The sequence below is a fragment of the Synechococcus sp. MIT S9452 genome, assembly GCF_047304245.1.
GTDB lineage: Bacteria > Cyanobacteriota > Cyanobacteriia > PCC-6307 > Cyanobiaceae > RCC307.
In genome coordinates, this window is record NZ_CP138956.1 from 2,086,713 (window position 1) to 2,109,545 (window position 22,833).

Annotated in this window: 32 protein-coding genes; 21 read left to right on the forward strand and 11 right to left on the reverse strand. The window is 59.9% G+C overall.

The annotated features are described in order from the left end of the window. Nucleotides 1-81 precede the first annotated feature (81 nt). From SIB46_RS11145 to SIB46_RS11170, 6 genes are read left to right on the forward strand one after another with little or no spacing between them, the layout of a single operon-like run. A complete protein-coding gene (locus SIB46_RS11145) occupies nucleotides 82-438 on the forward strand; it encodes a ferredoxin-thioredoxin reductase catalytic domain-containing protein (protein ID WP_011936433.1) in 357 nt (118 codons plus the stop codon). Then, nucleotides 435-1,913, forward strand: a complete 1,479-nt coding sequence (gene sufB, locus SIB46_RS11150) for a Fe-S cluster assembly protein SufB (protein ID WP_413296202.1) — start codon at nucleotides 435-437, stop codon at nucleotides 1,911-1,913. Before SIB46_RS11145 ends, sufB begins: the two co-directional genes overlap by 4 nt. 30 nt (nucleotides 1,914-1,943) lie before the next feature. Continuing rightward, the gene (gene sufC / locus SIB46_RS11155) at nucleotides 1,944-2,741 is read left to right on the forward strand and encodes a Fe-S cluster assembly ATPase SufC (RefSeq protein WP_413296203.1); all 798 of its coding nucleotides are present in this window, start codon (nucleotides 1,944-1,946) and stop codon (nucleotides 2,739-2,741) included. After that, a complete protein-coding gene (locus SIB46_RS11160) occupies nucleotides 2,738-3,916 on the forward strand; it encodes a SufD family Fe-S cluster assembly protein (RefSeq protein WP_413296204.1) in 1,179 nt (392 codons plus the stop codon). Before sufC ends, SIB46_RS11160 begins: the two co-directional genes overlap by 4 nt. After that, on the forward strand, nucleotides 3,913-5,172 hold the full coding sequence (locus tag SIB46_RS11165) for a SufS family cysteine desulfurase (RefSeq protein WP_413296205.1): 1,260 nt from the start codon (nucleotides 3,913-3,915) through the stop codon (nucleotides 5,170-5,172). Before SIB46_RS11160 ends, SIB46_RS11165 begins: the two co-directional genes overlap by 4 nt. Beyond that, nucleotides 5,159-5,701 (forward strand): DUF1543 domain-containing protein, encoded by a 543-nt coding sequence (locus SIB46_RS11170; RefSeq protein WP_413296206.1) that lies wholly within the window; start codon nucleotides 5,159-5,161, stop codon nucleotides 5,699-5,701. The genes SIB46_RS11165 and SIB46_RS11170 overlap by 14 nt, the downstream gene beginning before the upstream one ends. On the opposite strand, the gene SIB46_RS11175 is transcribed toward SIB46_RS11170, so the two are convergent. Then, complete coding sequence (locus SIB46_RS11175) at nucleotides 5,689-7,104, reverse strand: sodium/glutamate symporter (protein ID WP_413296207.1); 1,416 nt, start codon at nucleotides 7,102-7,104, stop codon at nucleotides 5,689-5,691. The genes SIB46_RS11170 and SIB46_RS11175 overlap by 13 nt on opposite strands. A 77-nt stretch (nucleotides 7,105-7,181) precedes the next feature. On the opposite strand from SIB46_RS11175, the gene mtnA reads away from it, so the two are divergent. The 4 genes from mtnA to psbA all read left to right on the forward strand — a co-directional run bounded on the left by mtnA (nucleotide 7,182) and on the right by psbA (nucleotide 10,556). Continuing rightward, nucleotides 7,182-8,258: an S-methyl-5-thioribose-1-phosphate isomerase gene (gene mtnA / locus SIB46_RS11180; protein ID WP_413297783.1), complete on the forward strand. Its 1,077-nt coding sequence runs from the start codon at nucleotides 7,182-7,184 to the stop codon at nucleotides 8,256-8,258. Then, nucleotides 8,242-8,718, forward strand: coding sequence for a DUF1643 domain-containing protein (locus SIB46_RS11185; protein ID WP_413296208.1), 477 nt, complete (start codon nucleotides 8,242-8,244; stop codon nucleotides 8,716-8,718). Before mtnA ends, SIB46_RS11185 begins: the two co-directional genes overlap by 17 nt. Before the next feature lie 2 nt (nucleotides 8,719-8,720). Then, complete coding sequence (locus SIB46_RS11190; RefSeq protein WP_413296209.1) at nucleotides 8,721-9,395, forward strand: class II aldolase/adducin family protein; 675 nt, start codon at nucleotides 8,721-8,723, stop codon at nucleotides 9,393-9,395. Between the two features lie 81 nt (nucleotides 9,396-9,476). Beyond that, nucleotides 9,477-10,556: a photosystem II q(b) protein gene (gene psbA / locus SIB46_RS11195; protein ID WP_011935857.1), complete on the forward strand. Its 1,080-nt coding sequence runs from the start codon at nucleotides 9,477-9,479 to the stop codon at nucleotides 10,554-10,556. A 77-nt stretch (nucleotides 10,557-10,633) separates the two neighbouring features. Here the strand turns inward: psbA and SIB46_RS11200 are convergent, their stop codons facing one another. Both SIB46_RS11200 and SIB46_RS11205 read right to left on the reverse strand, forming a co-directional pair. After that, on the reverse strand, nucleotides 10,634-11,413 hold the full coding sequence (locus SIB46_RS11200; RefSeq protein WP_413296210.1) for an HAD-IIB family hydrolase: 780 nt from the start codon (nucleotides 11,411-11,413) through the stop codon (nucleotides 10,634-10,636). Then, nucleotides 11,413-13,146: an alpha-amylase family glycosyl hydrolase gene (locus SIB46_RS11205; RefSeq protein ID WP_413296211.1), complete on the reverse strand. Its 1,734-nt coding sequence runs from the start codon at nucleotides 13,144-13,146 to the stop codon at nucleotides 11,413-11,415. The genes SIB46_RS11200 and SIB46_RS11205 overlap by 1 nt, the downstream gene beginning before the upstream one ends. 70 nt (nucleotides 13,147-13,216) lie before the next feature. Here SIB46_RS11205 and SIB46_RS11210 point away from each other — a divergent pair, with 70 nt between their 5' ends. From SIB46_RS11210 to SIB46_RS11220, 3 genes are read left to right on the forward strand one after another with little or no spacing between them, the layout of a single operon-like run. Then, nucleotides 13,217-14,515: a glycosyl transferase gene (locus tag SIB46_RS11210; protein WP_413296212.1), complete on the forward strand. Its 1,299-nt coding sequence runs from the start codon at nucleotides 13,217-13,219 to the stop codon at nucleotides 14,513-14,515. Between the two features lie 55 nt (nucleotides 14,516-14,570). Beyond that, on the forward strand, nucleotides 14,571-15,236 hold the full coding sequence (locus SIB46_RS11215; RefSeq protein ID WP_413296213.1) for a GDSL-type esterase/lipase family protein: 666 nt from the start codon (nucleotides 14,571-14,573) through the stop codon (nucleotides 15,234-15,236). Nucleotides 15,237-15,273: 37 nt separating this feature from the next. Next, entirely contained in the window at nucleotides 15,274-15,441 is a 168-nt protein-coding gene (locus SIB46_RS11220; RefSeq protein WP_413296214.1) for a hypothetical protein, read from the forward strand. Between the two features lie 3 nt (nucleotides 15,442-15,444). On the opposite strand, the gene SIB46_RS11225 is transcribed toward SIB46_RS11220, so the two are convergent. Next, nucleotides 15,445-16,002 (reverse strand): hypothetical protein, encoded by a 558-nt coding sequence (locus SIB46_RS11225; RefSeq protein WP_413296215.1) that lies wholly within the window; start codon nucleotides 16,000-16,002, stop codon nucleotides 15,445-15,447. A gap of 60 nt (nucleotides 16,003-16,062) precedes the next feature. Between SIB46_RS11225 and SIB46_RS11230 the strand changes: the two genes are divergently transcribed. Beyond that, nucleotides 16,063-16,362, forward strand: a complete 300-nt coding sequence (locus SIB46_RS11230; protein WP_413296216.1) for a hypothetical protein — start codon at nucleotides 16,063-16,065, stop codon at nucleotides 16,360-16,362. Between the two features lie 28 nt (nucleotides 16,363-16,390). On the opposite strand, the gene SIB46_RS11235 is transcribed toward SIB46_RS11230, so the two are convergent. Continuing rightward, nucleotides 16,391-16,555 carry a hypothetical protein gene (locus tag SIB46_RS11235; RefSeq protein WP_413296217.1) on the reverse strand — a complete coding sequence of 55 codons (165 nt, stop codon included), beginning with the start codon at nucleotides 16,553-16,555 and terminating at the stop codon, nucleotides 16,391-16,393. A 177-nt stretch (nucleotides 16,556-16,732) separates the two neighbouring features. Here SIB46_RS11235 and SIB46_RS11240 point away from each other — a divergent pair, with 177 nt between their 5' ends. Further along, nucleotides 16,733-16,906, forward strand: a complete 174-nt coding sequence (locus SIB46_RS11240; RefSeq protein WP_413296219.1) for a hypothetical protein — start codon at nucleotides 16,733-16,735, stop codon at nucleotides 16,904-16,906. Nucleotides 16,907-17,089: 183 nt separating this feature from the next. Further along, the gene (locus tag SIB46_RS11245) at nucleotides 17,090-17,269 is read left to right on the forward strand and encodes a hypothetical protein (protein ID WP_413296220.1); all 180 of its coding nucleotides are present in this window, start codon (nucleotides 17,090-17,092) and stop codon (nucleotides 17,267-17,269) included. A gap of 37 nt (nucleotides 17,270-17,306) precedes the next feature. On the opposite strand, the gene SIB46_RS11250 is transcribed toward SIB46_RS11245, so the two are convergent. Next, nucleotides 17,307-17,819, reverse strand: coding sequence for a hypothetical protein (locus tag SIB46_RS11250; protein WP_413296221.1), 513 nt, complete (start codon nucleotides 17,817-17,819; stop codon nucleotides 17,307-17,309). A gap of 183 nt (nucleotides 17,820-18,002) precedes the next feature. Here SIB46_RS11250 and SIB46_RS11255 point away from each other — a divergent pair, with 183 nt between their 5' ends. Continuing rightward, nucleotides 18,003-18,104 (forward strand): DUF4278 domain-containing protein, encoded by a 102-nt coding sequence (locus SIB46_RS11255; protein WP_413296222.1) that lies wholly within the window; start codon nucleotides 18,003-18,005, stop codon nucleotides 18,102-18,104. A 275-nt stretch (nucleotides 18,105-18,379) separates the two neighbouring features. Then, complete coding sequence (locus SIB46_RS11260) at nucleotides 18,380-18,550, forward strand: hypothetical protein (protein WP_413296223.1); 171 nt, start codon at nucleotides 18,380-18,382, stop codon at nucleotides 18,548-18,550. A gap of 29 nt (nucleotides 18,551-18,579) precedes the next feature. On the opposite strand, the gene SIB46_RS11265 is transcribed toward SIB46_RS11260, so the two are convergent. Both SIB46_RS11265 and SIB46_RS11270 read right to left on the reverse strand, forming a co-directional pair. Further along, nucleotides 18,580-18,711 carry a hypothetical protein gene (locus SIB46_RS11265; RefSeq protein ID WP_255445387.1) on the reverse strand — a complete coding sequence of 44 codons (132 nt, stop codon included), beginning with the start codon at nucleotides 18,709-18,711 and terminating at the stop codon, nucleotides 18,580-18,582. 25 nt (nucleotides 18,712-18,736) lie between these two features. After that, complete coding sequence (locus tag SIB46_RS11270; RefSeq protein ID WP_413296224.1) at nucleotides 18,737-18,919, reverse strand: hypothetical protein; 183 nt, start codon at nucleotides 18,917-18,919, stop codon at nucleotides 18,737-18,739. A 135-nt stretch (nucleotides 18,920-19,054) separates the two neighbouring features. On the opposite strand from SIB46_RS11270, the gene SIB46_RS11275 reads away from it, so the two are divergent. After that, a complete protein-coding gene (locus tag SIB46_RS11275) occupies nucleotides 19,055-20,437 on the forward strand; it encodes an NAD-dependent succinate-semialdehyde dehydrogenase (protein WP_413296225.1) in 1,383 nt (460 codons plus the stop codon). Nucleotides 20,438-20,595: 158 nt separating this feature from the next. Here SIB46_RS11275 and SIB46_RS11280 read toward each other — a convergent pair whose 3' ends face one another. Next, the gene (locus SIB46_RS11280) at nucleotides 20,596-20,979 is read right to left on the reverse strand and encodes a hypothetical protein (RefSeq protein WP_413296226.1); all 384 of its coding nucleotides are present in this window, start codon (nucleotides 20,977-20,979) and stop codon (nucleotides 20,596-20,598) included. Between the two features lie 552 nt (nucleotides 20,980-21,531). Here SIB46_RS11280 and SIB46_RS11285 point away from each other — a divergent pair. Continuing rightward, the gene (locus SIB46_RS11285; protein WP_413296227.1) at nucleotides 21,532-21,816 is read left to right on the forward strand and encodes a hypothetical protein; all 285 of its coding nucleotides are present in this window, start codon (nucleotides 21,532-21,534) and stop codon (nucleotides 21,814-21,816) included. A 16-nt stretch (nucleotides 21,817-21,832) separates the two neighbouring features. Here the strand turns inward: SIB46_RS11285 and SIB46_RS11290 are convergent, their stop codons facing one another. Then, complete coding sequence (locus tag SIB46_RS11290) at nucleotides 21,833-21,961, reverse strand: hypothetical protein (RefSeq protein ID WP_413296228.1); 129 nt, start codon at nucleotides 21,959-21,961, stop codon at nucleotides 21,833-21,835. Between the two features lie 195 nt (nucleotides 21,962-22,156). Continuing rightward, nucleotides 22,157-22,333 carry a hypothetical protein gene (locus tag SIB46_RS11295; RefSeq protein WP_011936398.1) on the reverse strand — a complete coding sequence of 59 codons (177 nt, stop codon included), beginning with the start codon at nucleotides 22,331-22,333 and terminating at the stop codon, nucleotides 22,157-22,159. A gap of 228 nt (nucleotides 22,334-22,561) precedes the next feature. On the opposite strand from SIB46_RS11295, the gene SIB46_RS11300 reads away from it, so the two are divergent. After that, nucleotides 22,562-22,759 carry a hypothetical protein gene (locus SIB46_RS11300; protein ID WP_413296229.1) on the forward strand — a complete coding sequence of 66 codons (198 nt, stop codon included), beginning with the start codon at nucleotides 22,562-22,564 and terminating at the stop codon, nucleotides 22,757-22,759. Nucleotides 22,760-22,833 lie beyond the last annotated feature (74 nt).

A 22,833-nucleotide genomic window follows, 5' to 3' on the forward strand; every position in this document is an offset into this window, starting at 1 on the left:
AGGCTTGGGGGTGCCACTGCAGGGCATACCCTTGCTCTAGCCTTGGAAAGGAAACCAAGGTGTTTCGTAATTCCGGCCCCTATGGCAGACGACGCGCAACAGCCCGCAGCTTCAGACAGCCTTGAAGTCATCCGCCGTTTTGCGGAAACCTATGCCCAGCGCACGGGGACTTACTTCTGCAGTGACCCTGGCGTTACAGCAGTGGTGCTGGAGGGGTTAGCCCGCCACAAGGATGAGCTTGGTGGCGCCCTCTGTCCTTGCCGCCACTACGAAGACAAAGAGGCTGAAGTCTCTCAAGCGTTTTGGAACTGCCCTTGCGTGCCAATGCGCGAGCGCAAGGACTGCCACTGCATGCTGTTCCTGACCGAGGACAACCCATTCCGCGGTGAGAAACAGAGCATCACCCTGGATGAAATCCAGGCCCATACCTCTGGATGAGTGCCACTCCGCCTGTGAATGCTTTGGACGCGCCAGTGGCCTCCAGCAATGTCAGTGACCTGGTTAGCCAGCCCTACCGCTACGGCTTTGTCACTGACATTGAAACGGAGAAGATCGCCAAGGGCCTCAGTGAAGAGGTTGTTCGGCTGATTTCGGCCAAAAAGAAGGAGCCCCAGTTCCTACTGGATTTCCGCCTGCGTGCCTTCCGCCAGTGGCAGCGCATGGCTGAGCCCGATTGGGCTGCTTTGGGCTATCCGCCCATCGACTACCAGGACATCGTTTATTACGCCGCTCCAAAGCAGGAGCAGAAGAAGGCCAGCCTTGATGAGGTGGACCCCAAATTGCTCGAGACCTTCGACAAGCTCGGGATTCCGCTGAGTGAGCAGAAGCGTCTTTCGAATGTGGCGGTGGATGCTGTCTTCGACAGTGTTTCGATTGCCACCACCTACAAAGAACAGCTGGCCGAGCACGGCGTCATCTTCTGCTCCTTCAGTGAAGCGGTTGAAGAGCATCCCGAGTTGATCGAGCGCTACTTGGGCAGCGTCGTTCCAATCGCCGATAACTATTTCGCTGCGCTGAATTCAGCGGTGTTCAGCGACGGTTCATTTGTGTTCATTCCTAAGGGCGTCACCTGCCCGATGGACCTCTCGACCTATTTCCGCATCAACAGTGGTGATACCGGTCAGTTCGAGCGCACCTTGATCGTTGCTGAAGAGGAGGCGTCGGTGAGCTACCTGGAGGGCTGCACGGCTCCGATGTTTGACACCAATCAGCTGCATGCTGCCGTGGTGGAGTTGGTGGCGCTTGATGACGCTTCGATCAAGTACTCCACCGTTCAGAACTGGTATGCCGGCGATGAGAACGGCAAAGGCGGTATCTACAACTTCGTGACCAAGCGCGGCATCTGCAAGGGCGCCCGCAGCCACATCAGCTGGACCCAGGTGGAGACCGGCTCAGCCATCACCTGGAAGTACCCCAGCTGTGTGTTGGCTGGTGCTGATTCCGTTGGCGAGTTCTACTCCGTGGCTCTGACCAACAACTGCCAGCAGGCTGATACCGGCACCAAGATGGTCCACGTTGGTCCCCGTAGCCGTTCCACGATCGTCAGCAAAGGCATTAGTGCTGGCCGCTCCGCCAACAGCTACCGGGGGCTCGTGCAAATGGGGGCCAAAGCGATTGGCGCTCGCAATTACAGCCAATGCGATTCGATGTTGATCGGCGATCAAGCGGCCGCCAACACGTATCCCTACATCCGCTCGCAGCAACCCCAGGCCACCGTCGAGCACGAGGCCAGCACCTGCCGGATCTCGGAAGATCAGCTCTTCTATTTACAGAGCCGTGGCATCGCTTTTGAAGAGGCGGTGTCGATGATGGTCAGCGGTTTTTGCCGCGATGTGTTCAACCAGCTCCCGCTGGAATTTGCTGCTGAAGCCGACAAGCTGCTCGCCCTCAAGCTCGAGGGTTCCGTCGGTTAACCCGCTGCTTGCCCACCTCCCTAATTCGTTGTGTCTGAGTCCCCTGTCCTGCTTGAGATCACCGATCTGCGCGCCTCGGTCGCCGATCAGGAGATTCTTTGTGGGGTCAATCTCACGGTCCGTGCTGGTGAAATCCATGCGGTGATGGGCCGCAATGGCAGCGGCAAAAGCACCCTCTCCAAGGTGATTGCCGGCCACCCCAGCTACACCATCACCGGTGGCAGCGTTCGGTTCCGTGGTCAGGACATTGCTGAGCTCGCTCCAGAAGAGCGCTCTAGGGCCGGTGTGTTTTTGGGCTTCCAGTACCCGGTGGAAATCCCTGGTGTGAGCAACCTGGAGTTTCTGCGGGTGTCGACCAACGCGCGCCGTCAGGCCCAAGACCTCGAAGAGCTCGACACCTTCAGCTTTGAAGAGCATCTGCAGCAACGCCTTGAGCTGGTGCAGATGGATCCATCGTTCCTGGAGCGCAGCCTCAATGAGGGGTTCTCAGGCGGTGAGAAAAAGCGCAACGAGATCCTGCAGATGGCTCTGCTGGAGCCGGTGATGGCGATCCTCGATGAAACCGATTCCGGCCTGGATATCGATGCCCTGCGCATCGTGGCTGAAGGTGTGAATCACCTGGCCGGTCCCGACAACGCCACCTTGTTGATCACCCACTACCAGCGCCTGCTTGATGCCATTACCCCGCAGTTTGTGCATGTGATGGCTCATGGCCGCATCCTGCGCACCGGTGGTCCGGAATTGGCCCTTGAGCTGGAGCGCCGCGGTTACGACTGGGTGGATGCTGAAGCTGGCGTCACCTCGCGCAGCCCTGAGGTGTTGGCATGAGCAGCGCGGTGCTGGAGCGCCAAAGCTGGCTTGATGGATTGAGGGCGAGCCATGGGCTTGGTGCCTCTGAACTCACCCTGCCCCCTAGCCGTCAGGAGGACTGGCGGTTCACCGATCTGGCACCGCTGTTGCAGCTGGATCCACGCGCTTTGAAGCCCTGCGGCAGCGCCGCCAGTGCTGCCTGGCCGGTGCCGGAAGCCGATGTGGTGCGGCTGCAGCTTGGTGCTGATGGCCTGACCTTCAGCTTGGCTCCGGGGTCCCAGCCCTTGCCCGAGGATGCCGTTTTGACCGGCGTCGAGCCTGGAGCGGCCTCCGGCTTGCCCTGTCGACTGCATGCCTCTGTGGCGGGCCCGCAATTGCAACTGGTTTTGGCTGCTGGCGCCCGGTTGCGTTTGGAGTTGTGGCTGCAGCCTGAGGCTGCTTGCGCGCTGCTGGCGCCGCGGTTGCGTTTCCTGTTGGCGGAGAACGCCGAGTTGGAGTTGGCGTTGCGGATCAGCAGCAGCGCCTCGAGCCTCTGCTTGCCTTGGCTCGAAGCCGAGTTGGCCAGCGGCGCCAGGTTGGTGGAGGGCCAATGGCTCCAAGGGGATGCAGGCGCGGTGTTGATGGCAGGGAGTTCAATTCGCCAGCAGCCCGGCAGCTTCTACAGCCGCACGGCCGTGGTTCAGGGTTGGGCCCTGGCACGCCAGGAGCCTGAGTTGCTGCAATGCGCTGGCGGCGCAGAAACATGTCTGCGGGATTTGGCCGTGCTCAATGGCACGGCCATCGCTGATTTGCACAGCTTGGTGCGATTCGACGGCCCTGATGGCCGCCTGGATCAGCTGCAAAAAGCGCTGGTGGATGGCCGCTCCCACAGCATCTTTAACGGCACCGTGAAGGTTCCCCGCGCAGCCCAAGGCACTGATGCCGCCCAGCTCAGTCGTCATTTGCTGCTCAGTGAGCAGGCCTGGGTCGACACCAAGCCAGAGCTGGAGATCGTTGCTGACGACGTGCGCTGCAGCCACGGCGCCACCGTCAGCAGCCTGGCCGATGAGGAGCTGTTTTATCTGCGCAGCCGCGGCATTGATCGCCCTGCCGCCACCGAGCTGCTGCGCCGGGGCTTCTGCTTGGAGGTCTTGAATCAGCTGCCGCCGCTGGCTGCGGGTTGGCATCCATGGCAAGGGAGCTTGGCGCGATGACAGCTGCCGCTCTTGGGCTGGATCTGGCACAGCGAACCCGCGGGGATTTCCCTGTGCTCGATCAGCAGATCCATGGCCGTCCGCTGATCTATCTCGATTACGCGGCCACCAGCCAGAAGCCGCGTCAGGTGCTTGAAGCCCTGGCTCACTACTACCGCTGCGACAACGCCAACGTGCACCGCGGTGCCCACAGCCTCAGTGCGCGCGCCACCGATGCCTTTGAAGCGGCCCGCAACACAACGGCGGCCTTTGTGGGATCAGCTGACCCAGCTGAAATCGTGTTCACCCGCAATGCCACTGAAGCCATCAATTTGGTGGCTATGACGTGGGCGCTCGATCAGCTCCAACCCGGAGACGAGATCCTCACCACGGTGATGGAGCACCACAGCAACTTGGTGCCCTGGCAGATGGTGGCGGCACGGACGGGAGCCGTGTTGCGCCATGTGGGCCTCACCGCCACCGGTGAGTTGGATCTCGATGATCTGCGCGCTCAGCTCAACGGGCGTACTCGCTTGGTGGCGCTGGTGCATGTCAGCAACACCCTGGGCTGCCTCAATCCCATCGCAGAGGTGGTGACTCTCGCCCACGCCGTTGGCGCCCGCGTGCTGGTGGATGCGTGCCAAAGCCTTCCCCATCTGCCGGTTGATGTGAAGCAGCTGGATTGCGATTGGTTGGTGGGATCCAGCCACAAGCTTTGTGGCCCCACAGGCATGGGCTTCCTCTGGGGGCGGCGCGAGTTGCTGGAGCAGGCACCACCGTTCCTCGGTGGTGGCGAAATGATTGATGAGGTGTTCCTTGAGCGCAGCACCTGGGCTGCGTTGCCCCACAAATTCGAAGCGGGCACCCCAGCTATTGGAGAAGCCATCGGCATGGCTGCCGCCATCAACTACATCCAGGCGTTGGGTTTTGGGGCGATCCACCAGTGGGAGCAGTGCCTCACGGCCCGGCTTTGGCAGGGCTTGAGCCGCATTGATGGGGTGCGTTTGCTCGGGCCGAGCCCCGAGCAACAGCCCGATCGCGGTGCTTTGGCTGCTTTTGTTGTTGATGGTTTGCATGCCAATGACTTGGCCGCCCTGCTCGATGCCAGTGGCATTTGCATTCGCAGCGGCCATCACTGCACCCAGCCCCTGCATCGGCTTCTCGGCCTGAGTGGATCGGCGCGCGCCAGCCTTGGTTTCACCACCACCGAAGCCGAGATCGACTCGTTCTTGGAGGAGTTGGCTTCAACAGCTGCATTCCTGCGTGAGCACGCCTGAGCAGCCCAAGCTGTTTCTCGTTGTGTTGGGCGGCCGTATCGAGGGCTGCCATGTGGAACTCCACGACGTGCGTTTTGTGGTGGGCTCCAGCATTGAGGCCACGATTCCCGAGCTTCAGCGCCAGTGGGTGGGCCGGCGGCGCGGTCTGCATCTCGATAGCTGGATGCAGGTGCGCCAAATCGATGGCTATGCCATCCACCTCAGCCCAACACCTGCTGACTCGGTGGAGAAGCTTTGGTTTGTGAATGTGGGGGGCTACAACCCCAGTGACCTGCTGGAGTTGCATCAAATTGGCTTGGTGGTGGCCCCATCGGCCGCGGCGGCCAAAGCGCGCGCCAAACGGCGTCTGCTGCCTGATGCCCAGCAGCGCCACAAAGACGATCTGCATGCCGTCGACGATTGCTTGCCGCTGGATCTGCTGCAGGGCTGGCATGTGCAGCTCAGTCCCAATCCCAGTGGTGGCTCTCAGCCCCAAGTGCCCGACTGGTGGGGCTATCTCCAGATCGATCGCAAGGTTCAGCTCAGCTGAGCTCGGCGTCCCAGCCTGAGGCCGAAGCCGATCGACAGCAGGGTCAGCACCAGGGCCACCAGGCTGAAGCGGGGCAGTCCCCAGCCGGCGATTAACAGGGGCGATAGGGCTGTAATCAGCCCGCCTCCAAGGAACGGTTCAAAGACAAGTTGCTTAAACGAGAAGGCTTCCATAACGCGGCTGCGGCCGTAGGGATCGGCCATGCGCAGCAGCAACAGGCCCGTGGCGGTGACCCCGGTGCCTTGGCCGAAATCAGCAATGCCGCGTTCAAACCAGTGGTCGCTGAAGATCCTTGGAGCGAGCAGGAAGAACGCCGCGATGTTCCAGCTCAATCCGGCGATCGCCAAGGCGATGAAGGGCAGCCAGTTCTCTTCCAGCAACGGCAGGTTGAGGCTGGCCATGGCCGCGGTGATCAGCAGATCCATCGCCACTGAGCCCACGCTGGCCTGGGCTGAGGCGGAGGCCAAGGACGTCTGACGGCTGCGTTGCAGCGCCACCTGAACGATCAGGCCACCCACCATCGCTAGCGGGAAGACCGGGATGGCTTGCAATAGCCGGGCTGTTTCAGCCCCGCCCAGGCTGTTGCCCACTGATGTGATCAGCGCCTTCAGCAGGATGCCCAGGCCAACGGCACCACCGGCTAACGCCAGGTTGATCGTCAGCGCATCAATCGTGAGTGAGTTCTCCTGGCTCGGCTCGGCTGTGCCGGCAGCCGTTTCGATCGCTAGCCGCTCTCCGGCTGAGAAGGGGTCCTCGTCGGCCAGCTGTTGCAGCAGCGCTGCATTGGGATCAGCTGGTTCAAGCCCACGCTCTTTTTGGGCCAGCCACCGACGGCGCCGGCCGATCACCACCAAGCTGCTGCCGATCACCACAGCGGTGAGCACGCCCACGGTGGCCATGGCCAGACCCAAGGTTTCGCCTGACTCCAGGCCCAGCTCGCGGAAGGTGGCGCCCATGCCAGCGGCTGTGCCATGGCCCCCCTCAAAGCCCACCTCGATCAGGGCGGCCATCAGGGGATTGGTGCCGAAGAGTGGTTGCAGGATGGCCAGCACCAGCAGGCCCCCCACCAGGTACTGCCCGAAGCCCAAGGCCATGCCAAAGGCGGTTTGGCCGGCGGCGCGTTTCCAGATCACCCCAGGGCTGGGTAGGCGCTGGCCCAAAAACAAGGTGGCGAACACCAGGCTGATCAGCACGCCAGGGGTTTGCCCCCACACCTTGTAAACCTGCTCAGGAAAGATCGGGAATGGGCCAAAGGGGCCTACCAGCAACCCCAGCAGGCCAGCGACCAAAGCCTCTGGAATGCCCAGTTGGCGCAACCAGCGCAGCCGCTGCCGCAGGGCCATGCCGATCAGCAGCAGCAGGCTGAGGCTGGCGAAGGCCACCAAGACATCGAACAGCTTCATGGCATCGGGAGCGCTGAGGGCAGATTGCCATTCCGGTTGGCAGGCAGCATGGCAGCGGTGCAATGGATGCTTCGCGGATGAATATTGATGGCCGCCCCTGGCGCACGATTGGCCTGGAACCGGATGGCCGCTCGGTCTGGGTGATTGACCAGACCGCCTTGCCCTACAGCTTTGGCACCAAAACCTTGAGTAGCTGCCAGCAGGCGGCGGCGGCGATCAGCACGATGGTGGTGCGTGGGGCTCCCTTGATTGGGGTCACCGGCGCCTACGGCTTGATGTTGGCGTTGCAGGCCGACCCCAGTGATGCGGCCTTGGCGGCGGCCCATGCCTTGTTGTTGGCGACCCGCCCAACAGCGGTGAACCTGCAGTGGGCGCTCGATCGCGTGCGGGATCTAGTGATCGCGTTGCCGCCAGAGCAGCGGGCTGAAGCCGCTCGCCAGGAGGCAGCCCGCATCGCCGATGAGGACGTGGCGATGTGCGAAGCCATTGGTGAGCATGGCTTGAAGCTGTTTCAACAGCTGGCCGCGGCGCGCCCCGCTGAGCGCCAGGGCGAACCGTTTCAGGTGCTGACTCACTGCAATGCCGGTTGGCTTGCCACGGTGGATTGGGGCACGGCGTTGGCTCCGATTTACAAAGCCCACAGAGCTGGGCTCAAGATCCACGTGTGGGTGGATGAAACCCGCCCCCGCAATCAGGGCGCCAGCCTCACCGCCTTTGAGTTGGGGCGTGAGGGGGTTCCCCACACGGTCATCGTCGACAACGCCGGCGGCCATTTGATGCAGCACGGCCAGGTGGATGCCGTGATCGTTGGCACCGACCGCACTACCTCCCGCGGCGACGTTTGCAACAAGATCGGCACCTACCTCAAAGCGCTCGCGGCCCATGACAACCAGGTGCCGTTTTATGTGGCGCTGCCGGCATCAACCATTGATTGGACGTTGGGGGATGGAGTGGCTGAGGTTCCCATCGAGGCCCGCTCGCCGCGGGAGGTGAGCCACATTCAGGATCTCGCCTTGATCCCCGAGGGGAGCCCGGCGTTCAACCCAGCCTTTGATGTCACTCCAGCCCGCTTGGTGACAGCGTTGATCACAGAACGCGGTGTGGCAGATGCCAGCGAAGCGGGCCTCCGAGGCTTGTATGGAACCGTGGCTTGAGGCCGATGCGGTGATGAGCGCCTGCGGGCGTTATCGCTACGCGCTGCGCCGGCGCTGGCGTCAGGGCCGCGGCGAGCTGTTGGTGGTAGGGCTCAACCCCAGCCGGGCCGATGCTCGCGTTGATGATCCAACTCTGAGGCGCTGCATGGGCTTTGCCCAGCGTTGGGGTTTTCAAGGCCTGCGCTTGGCCAATTTGTTTGCCTGGCGCGCCCGCGATCCAGCTCAGCTGCGGCGTGTTCGTGATCCGATTGGCCCCGATAACGACCAGTGGCTGCAGCAGTTGGCTGATGGGGCTGATCTGGTGCTGGCGGCTTGGGGCACCAAAGGGGGCTGGTTTAACCGCGCCGAGTCGGTGCGCGCACGGCTGGGCCCTTGGCATTGCCTTGGGCTGAGCCGCCAGGGGGCCCCCTTGCATCCGTTGTATTTGCCCGGTGAGCGGCAGCCGCAGCTGTGGTGCTAGCCATGGGCGCAGTGGAAGCCGAGCCGGTGCAGCAGCAACGCCAACAGCTGGTGGAGGTGGCCCGGCAGATGAATGCCTGTGGTGTGAATCAAGGCACCAGCGGCAACCTCTCGCTGCGCATTGAGGGCGGGCTGCTGATTACGCCCAGCTCGCTGCCCTATGAGCAGATGGAAGCGCCTGATCTGGTGGCGATCAGCTTCGAGGGTGAGCCCCTGGTTGAGGGGCAACGGCGCCCGTCATCGGAGTGGCGTCTGCACGCCGATTTGTTGTGTCATCGCCCTGATGCCAATGCCGTGGTGCATTGTCACTCAGTGCATGCCACCGCCTTGGCTTGTCATGGACTGGCGATTCCCAGCTTTCACTACATGGTTGTGGCCGCTGGTGGAGCTGATATCCGCTGCGCGGATTACGCCACATTTGGCACCCAGCAGCTTTCGGATTTGGCGTTGGCGGCCTTAAAAGATCGGAGTGCCTGCCTGATGGCCCATCACGGTCAGGTGGCCTTGGGGGCCTCGCTGCCTGATGCGCTCGCCTTGGCGATTGAGGTGGAAACCTTGGCGCGGATGTATTTGCAGGCCCGTTTGCTGGGGGATCCCCCTCTGCTGAGTGGTGAGCAAATCGCAGCTGTGGAGCGGCAATTCGCCGGATTGAGCTACGGCCAAGCCGACGCTCCTTAGAGAAACCACACATTGGGCAATCTTTCGTTACAATCAGCGAGGCGGAGCTCCCGCCTTATTTACTGATTCCCTCACGGACTCATGCAAACCACCATTCAGCAGCGCTCCGGCGCCTCTGCGTGGCAGCAGTTCTGCGAGTGGGTCACCAGCACCGACAACCGCCTCTATGTGGGTTGGTTCGGTGTTCTGATGATCCCGACTCTGCTGGCTGCCACCACCTGCTTCATCGTTGCCTTCATCGCCGCTCCCCCGGTTGATATCGACGGCATCCGCGAGCCTGTCGCCGGCTCCCTGCTCTACGGCAACAACATCATCTCCGGTGCTGTTGTTCCTTCCAGCAACGCCATTGGCCTGCACTTCTATCCCATCTGGGAAGCCGCTTCCCTCGATGAGTGGCTGTACAACGGCGGTCCTTTCCAGCTGGTGATCTTCCACTTCCTCATCGGCATCTATGCCTACATGGGCCGTGAGTGGGAACTCTCCTACCGCCTGGGCATGCGCCCTTGGATCTGCATTGCTTACAGCGCCCCTGTGGCTGCTGCTTCCGCAGTGTTCCTGGTCTACCCCTTCGGTCAGGGTTCTTTCTCTGACGCGATGCCCCTGGGCATCTCTGGCACCTTCAACTACATGCTGGTGTTCCAGGCCGAGCACAACATCCTGATGCACCCCTTCCACATGCTGGGTGTGGCAGGCGTCTTCGGCGGCAGCTTGTTCTCCGCCATGCACGGCTCCCTGGTGACCTCCTCCCTGGTGCGTGAAACCACCGAGAGCGAGTCCCAGAACTACGGCTACAAGTTCGGCCAAGAGGAAGAGACCTACAACATCGTGGCTGCCCACGGTTACTTCGGTCGCCTGATCTTCCAATACGCCTCGTTCAACAACAGCCGCAGCCTTCACTTCTTCCTGGCTGCCTGGCCTGTGGTTGGCATCTGGTTCACCGCCCTTGGCGTGAGCACCATGGCCTTCAACCTGAACGGCTTCAACTTCAACCAGTCCATCCTGGATTCCCAGGGTCGTGTTCTGAACACCTGGGCTGACATCCTCAACCGTGCCGGCCTCGGCATGGAAGTGATGCACGAGCGCAACGCTCACAACTTCCCCCTCGACCTGGCTGCTGCCGAGAGCGCCCCTGTGGCTCTCCAGGCTCCTGCCATCGGTTGATCTGGAATCAACAAACGGTTCAGATCAACTGAATCGGAAAGCCCCCTCCTCGGAGGGGGCTTTTTGTTGTTTCGTTATTAGCTCGCGTTGGCGAGCCAGGCCATAACGGCTAAGGCCCAGCCTTCCCCATGGGGAGCTGGCGCTAACTGAAAATGGCCACTGGCGATCGCCTCTTGGAACACCGGGTGTGGCCCTTGGGCGCCGGGCACCACAACGGCTTGATCCACGGCTTCGAGCATCGGCAAATCATTGGGAGAATCGCCAAGCCCAAGCACCGCAACATCGGGTTGCTGCAGATGCTGCTTGAGCACCTCCACCGCGCGGCCCTTGTGGCTGCCGCCACTGAGCAAATGGCTCATGCGATTGCCTTGCACCACCAGCAGCTCATGCTGAGCCGCCAACTGCCGCAGTGGTTCGCGCAGGGCTTCAGGGGCTGTGAGAAAGGGAACGCTCCATTCGCGGCGCTGCGCTGAAGCGAGCGCCTCACCGCGCAAGCCTGTTAAAGCCTCGCCTTGCTCCGCGCTGAGATCTTCCAGGGCCACCAGCTCATGGCCTAATGCATGGCTGAGCTCATCCAATTGCGGCCTCAAGATGCTGTGGGCTGCTCCTAAAGGCACCACCCATTCGCTGCCATCGGCGTTGTTGCCATAGATGGCTCCACCGTTTTCGACAATGAAGGGATCGCTCAGGCCAGCGTCTTGGCGAAATGCCCGCACTTCTTCAGCGGTCTTGCTGGTGCAGGGAATCACCAGCACCCCTTGCTGCTTCAGAGAGGCCAAGGTGCTGCGAGCCGGCTCCCAGCTGTAGTTGTGATCCAGCAGCGTGCCGTCGAGATCGGTGACCACCCAGCGCGTCATCAACCCAGCTCCAGCCAATGCACGGCGAATGGCTCCAACTCGAGATAGGGACTGCTGATCGTCGTGCCATTGAGCACATCAGACCAGCTCAAGGTGGTGGTGTCTGAGTCCACTTGCAGCATCCGTGCCAACGGGAAGCTCACGCGCCGGTTGCTGAAATTGTGCACGGCCCAGAGCGCTTGGCTTGGTGTTCCACGCTTCAAGATCACCACATCGCTGCGCTCGCTGCTCAGCAGCTCCATCGGCGCTTCGGGGTCCATGGCAGGCCGCTGGCTGCGCAGCTGCATCGCCGCCTGCAGCCGTTTCAAAATCTTGCTGGCTGGTTGGTCGGGATCCGCGAGTTGGCGTTCCAAGCGCTCCGCTTGAAATTTGGGGCGGTTGAGATCGCGGCGGTGCCCGGTGCTGCGGAACTGCTTCATGTCGTTGGCGGCGGCGAGCAAGGCCGGCAAATAAAACGCTGGAACTCCAGGTAGGGCCATCACCAGCAGTTGGCTCAACAGGAAGCGCTGCAGCTGCAGATGGGAGGGATCCACGCCGCCATCAGCCATGGCGCTCCACCAGCTGATGTTGATTTCGTAGGGCGATTCCTTGCCGCTCGCGAGGCGCCGGTGACTGACCAAACCGCCGCGGCGCTCACATGCCACCAGCAGCTCATGCAAACGCTCGGGCGGCATCAGGCCTTCGAGTGGACGCAAGCCAATGCCGTCGTGGCAGGCGCTGAAGTTCAGCAGGCTCGATCCGGCCGGAAGTTGTGGCCAGCGCGCCAGCCATTGATTCAGCAGGTCAGCGCGGCGGCTGATCAAGGCCTCCACCAGCAGCGGGGGCAAAGGGAAGTTGTAGGCCAGATGGGCATCCTGGCCGCTCCGTAGATAGGAGAGGTTCTCCTGCTCGGGAACGTTGGTTTCGGTGACCACAACGCCGCGGCTACTGACTGTCTCCAGCAGTTGCCGCAGGATGCGCACCACCGTGTAGGCCTCTGGACGATGCAGGCATGTGGTGCCGGCCTCTTTCCAAACAAATCCAACGGCATCGAGGCGTAGCCAGCTCACCCCATGACGGCTCAGCCGCCCCAACAGTTCGCTGAAGCCCTGCAAGACCTGCGGCTCACTCCAATCGAGATCCAGTTGATCTGGGCCAAACGTGCTCCACACCGGCCTTGGCCCCTCATCGGTGGCCAATGTGGTGAACAGGCTGGTGCTGCGCGGGCGAATCACGTTGGCCCAGCCGGCTTCTGGATCAGGGGCCAGGATGCAGCGGCTCCCAGGCTCGCTGCGCTGCAGGAATTGCAGCACCCAGGGGTGGGAGGCAGAGACGTGGTTCAAGACCAGATCGGCCATCACCGTTCGCCCTGCAGCAAGTTCAGCTAGATCGGTCCATTCGCCAAAGCCTGGCTCTAGTTCGCTGTGGCTGGCTACGGCAAAGCCGCCATCGCTGCTGGCCTTGAGGAAGGGCAACACGTGCACCACCGCATCGAGAGCGCTGAAGTGGCGATTGAGAATGTCCTTGAGAGTTGCCAGGCCGCTTTCGCCCTCCCGCTGCAAGGTGTTGGCATAGGTGATCAGAACGGCGGTGCTGGCATCCCAGCGGGGTTGTTGTGCTCCCTGCTTTGTGCTGATTTGCAGAGATTGCAGCAATTGAGACGACAACTCTTGGATGAACTCTGAAGACTCATCGCGATAGAGCTCGCTTAGGAGTGCGTCCAATTGGCCGCTGTGTAGGGCACTCCCCTGCATTCACTGCTCCATTCCTTGCCTACACGGTATGGAGAAATGAGCTCTTCGCTGTTGTCGCACGAACCATCGAGTGGATTTCCAACAGGGACCCATCACCACCATCCATGACTACGGCACCGACGCTGATGCGGCAGGCCTGTTGCGTCAGGGATTGCAGCAGCGGCCAACGAGCCTGTTGATCCCCTGTTTGATGGAGGAATTCAGCCGGCCGGCATTGGGGCTGATTCGTGAGGTGTTGCGTGAGCTCGATGGCCTGCAGGAGCTGGTCATCGCCCTCTCGGCTGGAACAGCTGAAGAGGTGTTGCAGGCGGAGGCCTTCTTTGCCGATATGCCGTTCCCGGTGCGGGTGCACTGGACCAATGGGCCCGCGGTGAAGGAGCTGCTCGCTTCGCTGAAAGAGTTCAATCTCGAGGTGATGGGCCCGCCGGGCAAGGGTTGGGCTGTTTGGCAGGGACTTGGCGTTGCCACCCGTCAAGCCGAGGTGGTCGGCCTGTTTGATGCCGACATCCGCACCTTCTCCCCGCAGTACCCGGCGCGGATGTTGGCGCCTCTGCTGGACCCCTCCCAAGGCATTGCCTACGTCAAAGCCTTTTACAGCCGTCTGTCGCTGGAAACCCGTGCCTTGCAGGGCCGCGCGACGCGCTTATTTGTGAATCCGCTCCTGGTCAGCCTTGAGCGAATGCTGGGTGAGCTCAACTATCTGCGCTATCTGCGCGCATTCCGCTACCCCTTGGCCGGTGAATTCGCTTTCACCACCGATCTCGCCATGAACCTGCGCATCCCCAGCGATTGGGGATTGGAAGTGGGCCTGCTCTCAGAGGTTTATCGCCAGGTCGCCATCAGCCGGATTGCGCAGGTGGATTTGGGTTTGTTTGATCACAAGCACAAAGAACTGGGCAACACGCCCAAAGAGGGCTTGCAGCGCATGTGCGGCGAGATTCTCTCCACGGTGCTGCGGGGCTTGATGGAGCACGAAGGTGTGGCCTTGGCCGAAGCCCATGTGCCCGCCTTGGAGGTTCTCTATCGCCGCGTTGGTGAAGATCGCGTGCGTCAGCACGGCCTCGATTCCAGCGTGAATGGCTTGCCCTACGACCGCCATGGCGAAGAGTTGGCGGTGCATGAATTTGCCAACTTGATCCGCCCGGGGATGCATCAGTTCCTGCAGCAGCCGGTCTCGCTGCAATTGCCCTGCTGGTCGCGCTTGTTGAGCTGTTCTGCATCGCTGCGCGAAGACCTGGCCCTGGCTGGTTCGCAGGGTCGTCAAACCCGGTTGGTCAATGTGCCCTTGGCGCCCAAGCCGAAGTTGGAGGTGGGCCGGGCCCAGCCCGCCCCTTGGCATCAGCCCGCTGCCAGTGGTTCAGCGCGTTAGATCCAATTGGATTGATTCGGCTCCGTAACATCAGCCCTCGCGCGAGTTGGTGCTGATGGAGGTCCCCCCCAAGCTGATCGCACTCGGTGATAGCGGTGTCTTTGGTTGGGGTGATCTAGAGGCTGGTGGCTGGGCAGAGCGGCTGCGCTGCCATTGGATGCCTAGGCCTGAGGCTCCAGTGGTGTACAACCTCGGTGTACGCGGAGATGGGCTTGAGCGGGTGGCCGCAAGGCTCCAGCAGGAGTTCAGCGTGCGCGGAGAGCTCAGGCGTCAGCAGCCCCAAGGGATGTTGTTGGGCGTGGGCCTCAATGATTGCGCCCGAGTGGGTCGCTGCGATGGCCGCTTGCAATTGGAGCCTGAGGCTTTCCTGTTTGGTTGGGAGCAGTTGCTCAGCCAAGCGGTGCAACTGGCTCCGGTGTTTGTGCTGGGGCTGACGCCTGTGAACGAAGAGGCCATGCCCTATGCCGGCTGCCTTTGGTATGGCAATGGCGATGTGGCGCGGGCGAATCGCTTGATCGAAGAGGCCTGCCTTGAGAAAGACGTGCCGTTTTTGCGCTTGTGGGATGGCGATGAGGTTGGAGCACCCTGGCTCGCCCGCCTCAGTCCCGATGGTTTGCATTGCAATAGCGACGGCCACCGTTGGATTTTTGAGCGGCTGCGCAGCTGGCCCGAGCTCTTGCAGTGGGCTGGCTTGCCACCAGAGGGTGCCTGCAAGCTCTAACCCAGAGCTATGACAGGCATCTTGGCCCTTGTCTGTGATGAATCCCTTTTTGTTGCTGCTCTACACCGTGATTTTTTGCGTGGTGTACGGAGCCGCCTATGGCGCTGCACTCACCGGCAAAATCGCTTGCATCAATCGCAACTCGGCAATCACTGCCCTGGTTTTTGCTGTGGTGCTCTGGCTGCTGAATAAGCCCTTTAGCTGAAGCTCATAAAAACGACGCCACAAATTGTGAGCGCAGCAATGTCTCACCTGTGGAGCGGTTGCTGGCGCTTTGGCGAAATAGATCAGCAACTGCTTCAAAGCTCGGCTCCCTCGGTGTTGATGGGGTGCTGCAGTACTGAATTCCGATTAAACGCAGCACTGTTCCGCAGCCCATCCCGTCTTGCTGCAAATAGGGCTTTTGCTGCATGGCAAGCCGCACCAGCTCGCCGCTTTGGGCAGGCAGCTCATCACCACTGAAGGGCTGACAGTTGCTATCGAGCCTGTGGGGGCGGGTCTCCTCACTCCATTGCAGTGCGATGGCATGGCACTGCTCATCGTGGGGAGTCCAAGGGGTGGGCAGGCACTGCCCGCCGCGATGCCTCACGCTCTCCAGCACATGCAGCAGCTGCTCATCGCGATCGCGCTGCAGTTCGCTGATCACGTGATTTGGAACCAGCGCGATGAGGCTCTGGCCATGGCTTTCCAGCAGGGGAACCGGCTCTGGGGTCAGAAACACTTTGTTAGTCATTAAGCCGTTATCCACCCCTGTGCTTGCCTCCATGCTGAGGGATCAAGCCCTGGTATTGGTGTTCATTAGTGTGAAGTGACCTGAGAGTGCCCCATGCCTTTGCTCTGGGAAAACCTGGCGCGCCAACTCGACAGCGTGCGTGCAGCAGCCACCACAACAACTGCTGTTACTGATGGCACTGGTGGAGTGTCACGCCAACAGCGTTTGCAGGCAGCTCTGGCTGCCATCGAAGACAAGGGCAATCCCTTGATGGTGGAGTCCCTCAAGGCTGCGCTGGAGGGGCGCGAGCCTCGGATGGAATTGCCAGAGTTACCTCAAGGCTTGGACTCGGAGTTGAGTGGACCTGAGGCTTACTTGAAGGCAATTCCCAAGAATTTCCAGCCACCGCAATAGATCCACCCTCTTTGCTTAAGAGCCTGATTTATTCAATATCCATCTCGCTGGCGTCGAGCACCTGCCAGTCCCCATCACCTTCTTGCTCGCAAAACTCAGTGGCATCTGCCTCGCTGCTGAAGGTGGCAACTTCCCGGTAGATGCCCTCGCTGTCTGTTGGTGCCATCACCAACCAGCGCTCATCGTGATTCATGTATCAAAAGAGGCTGATGTCATCAAGTGTGCTTGATTGTGAAAAGTTTAAGTGAGGCGCCTTAAGGCGATTGATCTTGGCTTGATGATTTCAATGCGAGACGTCCCGGCTAGCCCGGGGCTTTTTTTGTCTTTTGTGCGTTCAGCGGCGCCATGATGGTGGCCTTTCTTGCCCGCCATGGTTGATCCCAAAGAGGAGCAATTGTCAAAGTTGAAGATGGTCCTGGCGGTGGCTGAGAAAAACGGGAACCAGCTCTTTATCGACAACATCAAGCGCGATATCGAGGCCCTCGAGAGCGGCAAGGAGTCTCCGATCATTGCTGAATACCTGACCGACGAGGAGCGCCGCTGAGCGGCAACGGCGATCCGGCGTTCGGGTCTATTTGGCAAGAGGCGTTGGGCCAGTGACGCCACTGCTGAGATTTGGTTTCGATATCCATGGGCGTTGGGTGATCAGGCCTTGCTGTTGTGTTTTCGCCTGAACTCCCTCGTTAGAGGCTGGCCTCGTACAACCACTGCTCCGGCGCTTCCTCCCATGTCCGATCTGCAGTACCGCACTTGCCAGCACAGCGGTGAAAAAGTTTTTGGAGGGCAGTCCCGCCTGCTGACCTATCGCGGCAACACCTACCGGACTCGGGTGTTCCAAGCGCAGCAGTCGGTCAATGGAGGCAGCTCCAACGTTGTTGAGCTCTTTGAGGAACGGCGCGCAGCTTGAGCTACAGCGGCCACTGAATCGTTTTGCCCCTGCTTAGTCAGGGGTTTTTTGTTGCGCTCCACAGGGCCAAGCCGCCGCCCCGCCCCCTGGCGGCAAGCCATTGGCCCTGCTCGACGGCGATCAAGGCAAAAAACGGTGTTCGCTTGGCTTTGGGGGCTGGAAGTGGTCGTTGAAGCAGGGTTCTTTCGCCCAGCTCCAGGGTGAGCATTTCGAAGCGAAAACACAGTAAGGGCCGTTTGCCCTGCAGCCAGCCAGGTCCGTTGAAGCGCAGCTTCAGGGGGCCCAGGCTGACGGCGTTGCAGATGCTGAAATCACTGCGCTGATCAGCCTCAGCGCGGCTGATGGAGAGGCGGGCGTTGAGCCATTGCAGCAGCTTGGTTTGGCTTTGGCTCTCGCGCTGTTCCCCCTTGCCCCAGAGCCGATGGGGTGACCACTCCCCAAGTAGCGCAGCTGCTTGGATCCCTGATCCGTCATGGCTGCGGGCCTGCGCTTCACGTTCAAGCAGCTCGGCGAGCGTTGTTGAGCCAAGGTCGCCAGAAGGGGTGGGCATGGTGCTGTTTCGGCGATTGTGGCCAATTTTTGCGTTGTGTATCGAGCTGAACGACAGAGGGTTGTTCCCGCTGGATAAAACATGGGCGTAGCAACCGCTACAAACACGTTCACCTCGCTTGGCGAGGCGCAGTTCGATCCAGGCCATGGAACGGGGACCTGGACTGACTCAGAGGAACCTTCCATGACCCTGACCTATCGCGGCCAGCAGTACGTTCAATCCAAGGCTGCTGTTGATCAACAAAAGCCAGCTCTGACCTACCGCGGCGTGTCTTACGCCAAGTGATCAGGCCCAAAGGCTGAACCACCATGGCCCCCGCTGAAGCGGGGGCTTTTTTGTTGCCGTGCCGCTAGGCGGGCGTGGGGCACGGCAATTTGCGCTATTCTTAATCGATCGTTAATCAATAAATCCCTTTGAACCTGGAGAAGCAGCAACGAAAACTGGTCAAGCTGAAAGAGAAGGCTGAGCTCTGCGTGAGCCGTGATCAGGCCCAAGAGATCATCCGCAAGGCTGAGAAGGCTCAGCGAAAGATTCAGCGGGCGCAAACTGACATCTGAGCCATGAACCCTGACTTGGCTGACGCGTTGCAGGCCTTGGTGGCCGTCGCGATTGAAAGCACTGTTGGGCTTGAAGATCACACCCAATCAGCTGCCGTGGCTGATGCCATGAGGGCTTGCACGGCTCAATTGCTGAGCGTGGCTGAGCAATTCCAAGACAACGACTTGGATTAACGATCACCAGCGCAACGCTGAGCTTGGGCTTACTTCGGCCGTTTGGTGATGTCGCCGAAATCGTCGTCGTTGGGCTGCAGAAACTGCCACACCACAGGAACAGTGAACAGCACGGTTAAACCGATCGTGGCCCAGATGGCCACTGTGTAGTCACCGTTCATGGTCAGAGCTCCAGTGGCTCAGACCTTAACCGTTGCTACCGGCTAATTCGCTTTGTAATTCACGGCGAATCGTCCGCAGGGATTGCAGCTTGCGGCTGGCCGTCTCCCAGAGCCGGCGATGTCCGTCATTAAAGAGGCCATCCACCAGGCTTTGATGCTCAGCGATGGCGACGTCCACTTGATTCAAGGCAATCTGCAGTTCGCTCATCTGCCTGTGCTTGTCGATCACCACGAGTCAGCCACAGCTGGATGTCGAGTGCAAGGGAGACATCGGCAACTAGGCGATGCGCATCACTGATCCTGTTTGCCAGGATGGCTTAACACGGAGTCGCGCAATCTCTCCATGACTTTCCGTGAAGCGTTAGTTGCGATCAATCCGGCAACGGGATTGACCATTGATCACTACCCGGTTCTAGATCTCGACGAGATCGATACGAGAGTTATTGGGTGTCACCGGGCCCATAAAGTTTGGGAGATTGTTGGCTTCCAGCAGAGGGCTCAACTTCTTCAGTGCCTAGGAGGCCGGCTTGAGGATCAGCGTGATGACCTCGCACGATTAATTACTGGGGAAATGGGTAAACCCCTGGCTCAGGCAGAAGCTGAAATCGATAAATGTGCCTGGGTATGTCGCTATTTCGCTGAATCGGGTGAGGCTTTTTTGCGGGCCGATGAGATTCAACTGGATGGATCAATCGCCTCAGTTGTCTCAAGGCCTTTGGGCGTCATTTTGGCGATCATGCCTTGGAATTTTCCGTTTTGGCAGGTTTTCCGAGCCTTGGCTCCAGCCTTAATGGTGGGAAATGGGATGCTTCTTAAAGGCGCTTCCAATGTGCCTGGATGTAGCCGAGCGATTGCCCAACTTCTCGCATCACTCGACGTTCCTGCTGGCTTGCTCACCAACTTGCCGATTCACGCCTCTGAGATTGAGAGGGTGATTGCGAATCCATTGGTACGTGGTGTGACCCTGACTGGGAGTGAAGCCGCTGGCCGCGCAGTTGCAGCAATGGCTGGCACTCATCTCAAAAAATGCGTTCTCGAATTGGGTGGTCAAGACCCTTACATCGTCCTGGCTGATGCTGACATTGCCCTGGCGGCGCAAAAGTGCGTGCAAAGCCGGATGCTTTGCTCTGGCCAAGTTTGTATTGCCGCTAAACGGTTGATCGTTGTTGATGCGGTTTACGACGCGTTCAGGGGTGAGGTTCTAAAGCTGCTCGACACCTATCCCTTGGCTAATCCCTCAGAGCAAGCTTGTCGTCTTGGCCCATTGGCGCGACAAGATCTTCGTGATCAGGTGCATGCCCAGGTTGTTGCCAGCATCGCTGCTGGTTGTCACTTGCTCCGTGGTGGAGCGATTCCAGATCAGCCAGGTTGGTGGTATCCAGCAACCGTGTTGGAAGGAGTTGTGCCTGGCACTCCAGCTTTTGATGATGAGGTGTTTGGCCCGGTTGTGTGTTTGATTCGTGCCAGCGATGAAGAGCACGCCTTAGAGCTGGCTGCTGAGAGTCGCTTTGGCTTGGGGGCTGCAATCTTCACAGCACGGCAAGACCATGCGCAGCATCTTGCTGCTGAGCGCATCGAATCAGGTTCAATCGCAATCAATGATTTTGTTAAAAGTGACCCTCGCGTTCCTTTTGGCGGGATGAAAGACAGCGGCTTTGGTCGTGAATTGGGCCGGCTTGGAATGCAGGAATTTGTGAACCACAAAACTATTGTTTCCCCTGTCTGAGGGGGCACTGATGGATCAGCAAACCTGGGCTGTAGCCCAGAGCTCTGGCACCGCATGTGAGGGCTCGTTGCAATGGCATCTGATCGCGTCGTTTCCCTCGCAAGCAGAGGCTGAGGCTTATCGCGATGCGTTCTGCCCCGATGATCCGACGATCGACGTTATGCCGTTGGATCTGCTGAGCTAGGGCTCAAGGCTTTGAGCTCCCAAACAACGCCTCTGGGGTCATAGCCATCCACCAAAAACTTGCAGAACAAAGGATCAATCACCAAGGGTTCAACACCCTCTTCACGCCATTCGACCCAATGGTGTTGGCCTTTGCCGTGCTGCCCCATGACGCTCGGGTGATGCAGTTCCCCCGATTCCCTGAACAGGTAGTCAACCCAGGTTTCGTCGTAGGCAACCATCGCAGCCAAGGTGACCCAACTGGCTTCTTCGCAGTCGCTCCAGCTCAGTCCTTGGGAGCCAACGGCTTGAAGCGCCATGCCGCTGCGCACTAGATCGAGGTGGCTGAGATCTCTGAGCGCCGTGGTGTCTGGGGTCAAAAACGAGCTGCAACCTTGGCCGTCCTAGCCACGATTGATAGCGGGTTAGAAGAACAGCTTGTCAGCTACCGATCTCAGTCCGTGGCGCTGGTTTGAACGTTCCGTTCGGTGCTGCAACGAGCACTGGAAAGGTTGGATAAAATGCTCCACATCCAAGCGGACGCCGTCCTGTGGATCTGTCTAAGCAGGAAAAGAAGTTGCGCAGGCTTGAGCAAAAGGCCGAAGAGTGCTTGACCCGTCAGGAGGCCCAGAAAATCATTCGCAAGGCTGAAAAAGCTCAGCGCAAAATTAATGACGCCGAGGCATCTTGAGCTCGATAGCTTCTTCTGAAATGGCCGGGAGGCCCTTCCATCCCTGGCGCTTGACCGGGATGATGCAGTGTCTCCGGATTGCACAAACCCTGTGAGGATCCACCATCCACTGGTGTTCGCTGGCTTGGCCCTGCTGGTTGCTTGCGCAAACCAATCCACAGATCCTGCTCCACCCGTTGCGCCAGATCCTCCAAAGCCTGCGCCTGAAATCTCAAGTCCCCCGGAGAAGCCCTCAGCTCCGGTGCATCAAGCGGCGATCAAGCCTGGTGCCCTCACTCCGTACAGCGAGGACCAAGAGCCTGACCTCATCAACCGCTATTCCGCTCGGCTCGATGAGGTGGAAGTCTTCCGCCAGCTCGCGGCCAACGCTGCTGCAGCCGATCCGGATTGCAAGGTGATTTCCATGGTGGAAGTGGCCAGCACCAGCACCACGGACGACCTGCGATTTTGGGTTGAGTGCAGCGACAACAATGGTGATCCTGTTCGCTACAACTTCACGGAGGCTGAGCTCAAGGCTCAGGGTTGAAGCGCGCCAGGACCGCTCAGCTGTCGGTGTGGATGAGAACTGTATTGATCAGTTCACAGGCCAGCTCTTCGGTGGTGTCCTGCAGGATTTGGCAGGCCTGCAAGACAGCCATTTCCATCTCAGGGCTCATGGTGTCCCCGCGCATGGCAAGAAGCACTTTCTGCTGTTGGAGCTCAGTGGCTTCCTGGTCCAGAATCCTCTGAACGCTGCGGGCGAGCAGAGTTTCGACGGCTTGGCCGACGGGATTGGTGGCGTTGCTTTTCAACGATCTCGTTCGGCTCAATCCATGCTTGCCAGGCTGCGCTCTGGCTGTGGCTGCCAGATACAAAACAGCACTTGACTAGGCGACACGGCAGCCGAGGTTGACCTGCCCTTCATCGATCAACCTGCCAAGCCGGACTGCGGTCGCGACTTCGGCGCGGCTGAAATTGTCTTGGTGGGCACCCACCCAGGCCATCTCCTGGATGGTGATCACGCCAGTGGAGATCGACTCCAAAAACACTTCACCGAGAGTCATTGGTTTGTAACGATTCCGTTACATGCTGGCGCGACCCTGCTCTGGCTGTGGGTTGTTAGCTTCCAATTTTGGTTCGGTAAGGGTTAATCCCCAAACCGTGCCCGTTCTGACAATAAAGTTCATTTCATGGCTTAAAAATTGCCGTATCCCTGGCGGGAAACCGGGGACGCGTCGAGCAATTGGGGGGCCTGTGGGAGGGCCTTCCTTTTTTTTGTCTGATTCCAGCTGTTGATCGAGCAGGCTGAGCCGATGGATCAGTTCAATGCGGGCTATTGGCAGCTGGGACTGGTGGCCCTTGTGTTTGCTGGGCTGCAGCTTTGGTGGATTGGCAGCACGTTGCGCCGCAACCGCCAGCACGATTTGGCCCGGCCGATGAGCGAGAGCGAGTTCAAGCGGTCGTTGGAGCGAATTTTCAAAGACTCCTGAGCCACGCGCCTGTTTCCCAGGCTGCTTAGCGCTTTGTTACAAATGGGTTAACATTTCTTCATCTGCCTAATTCA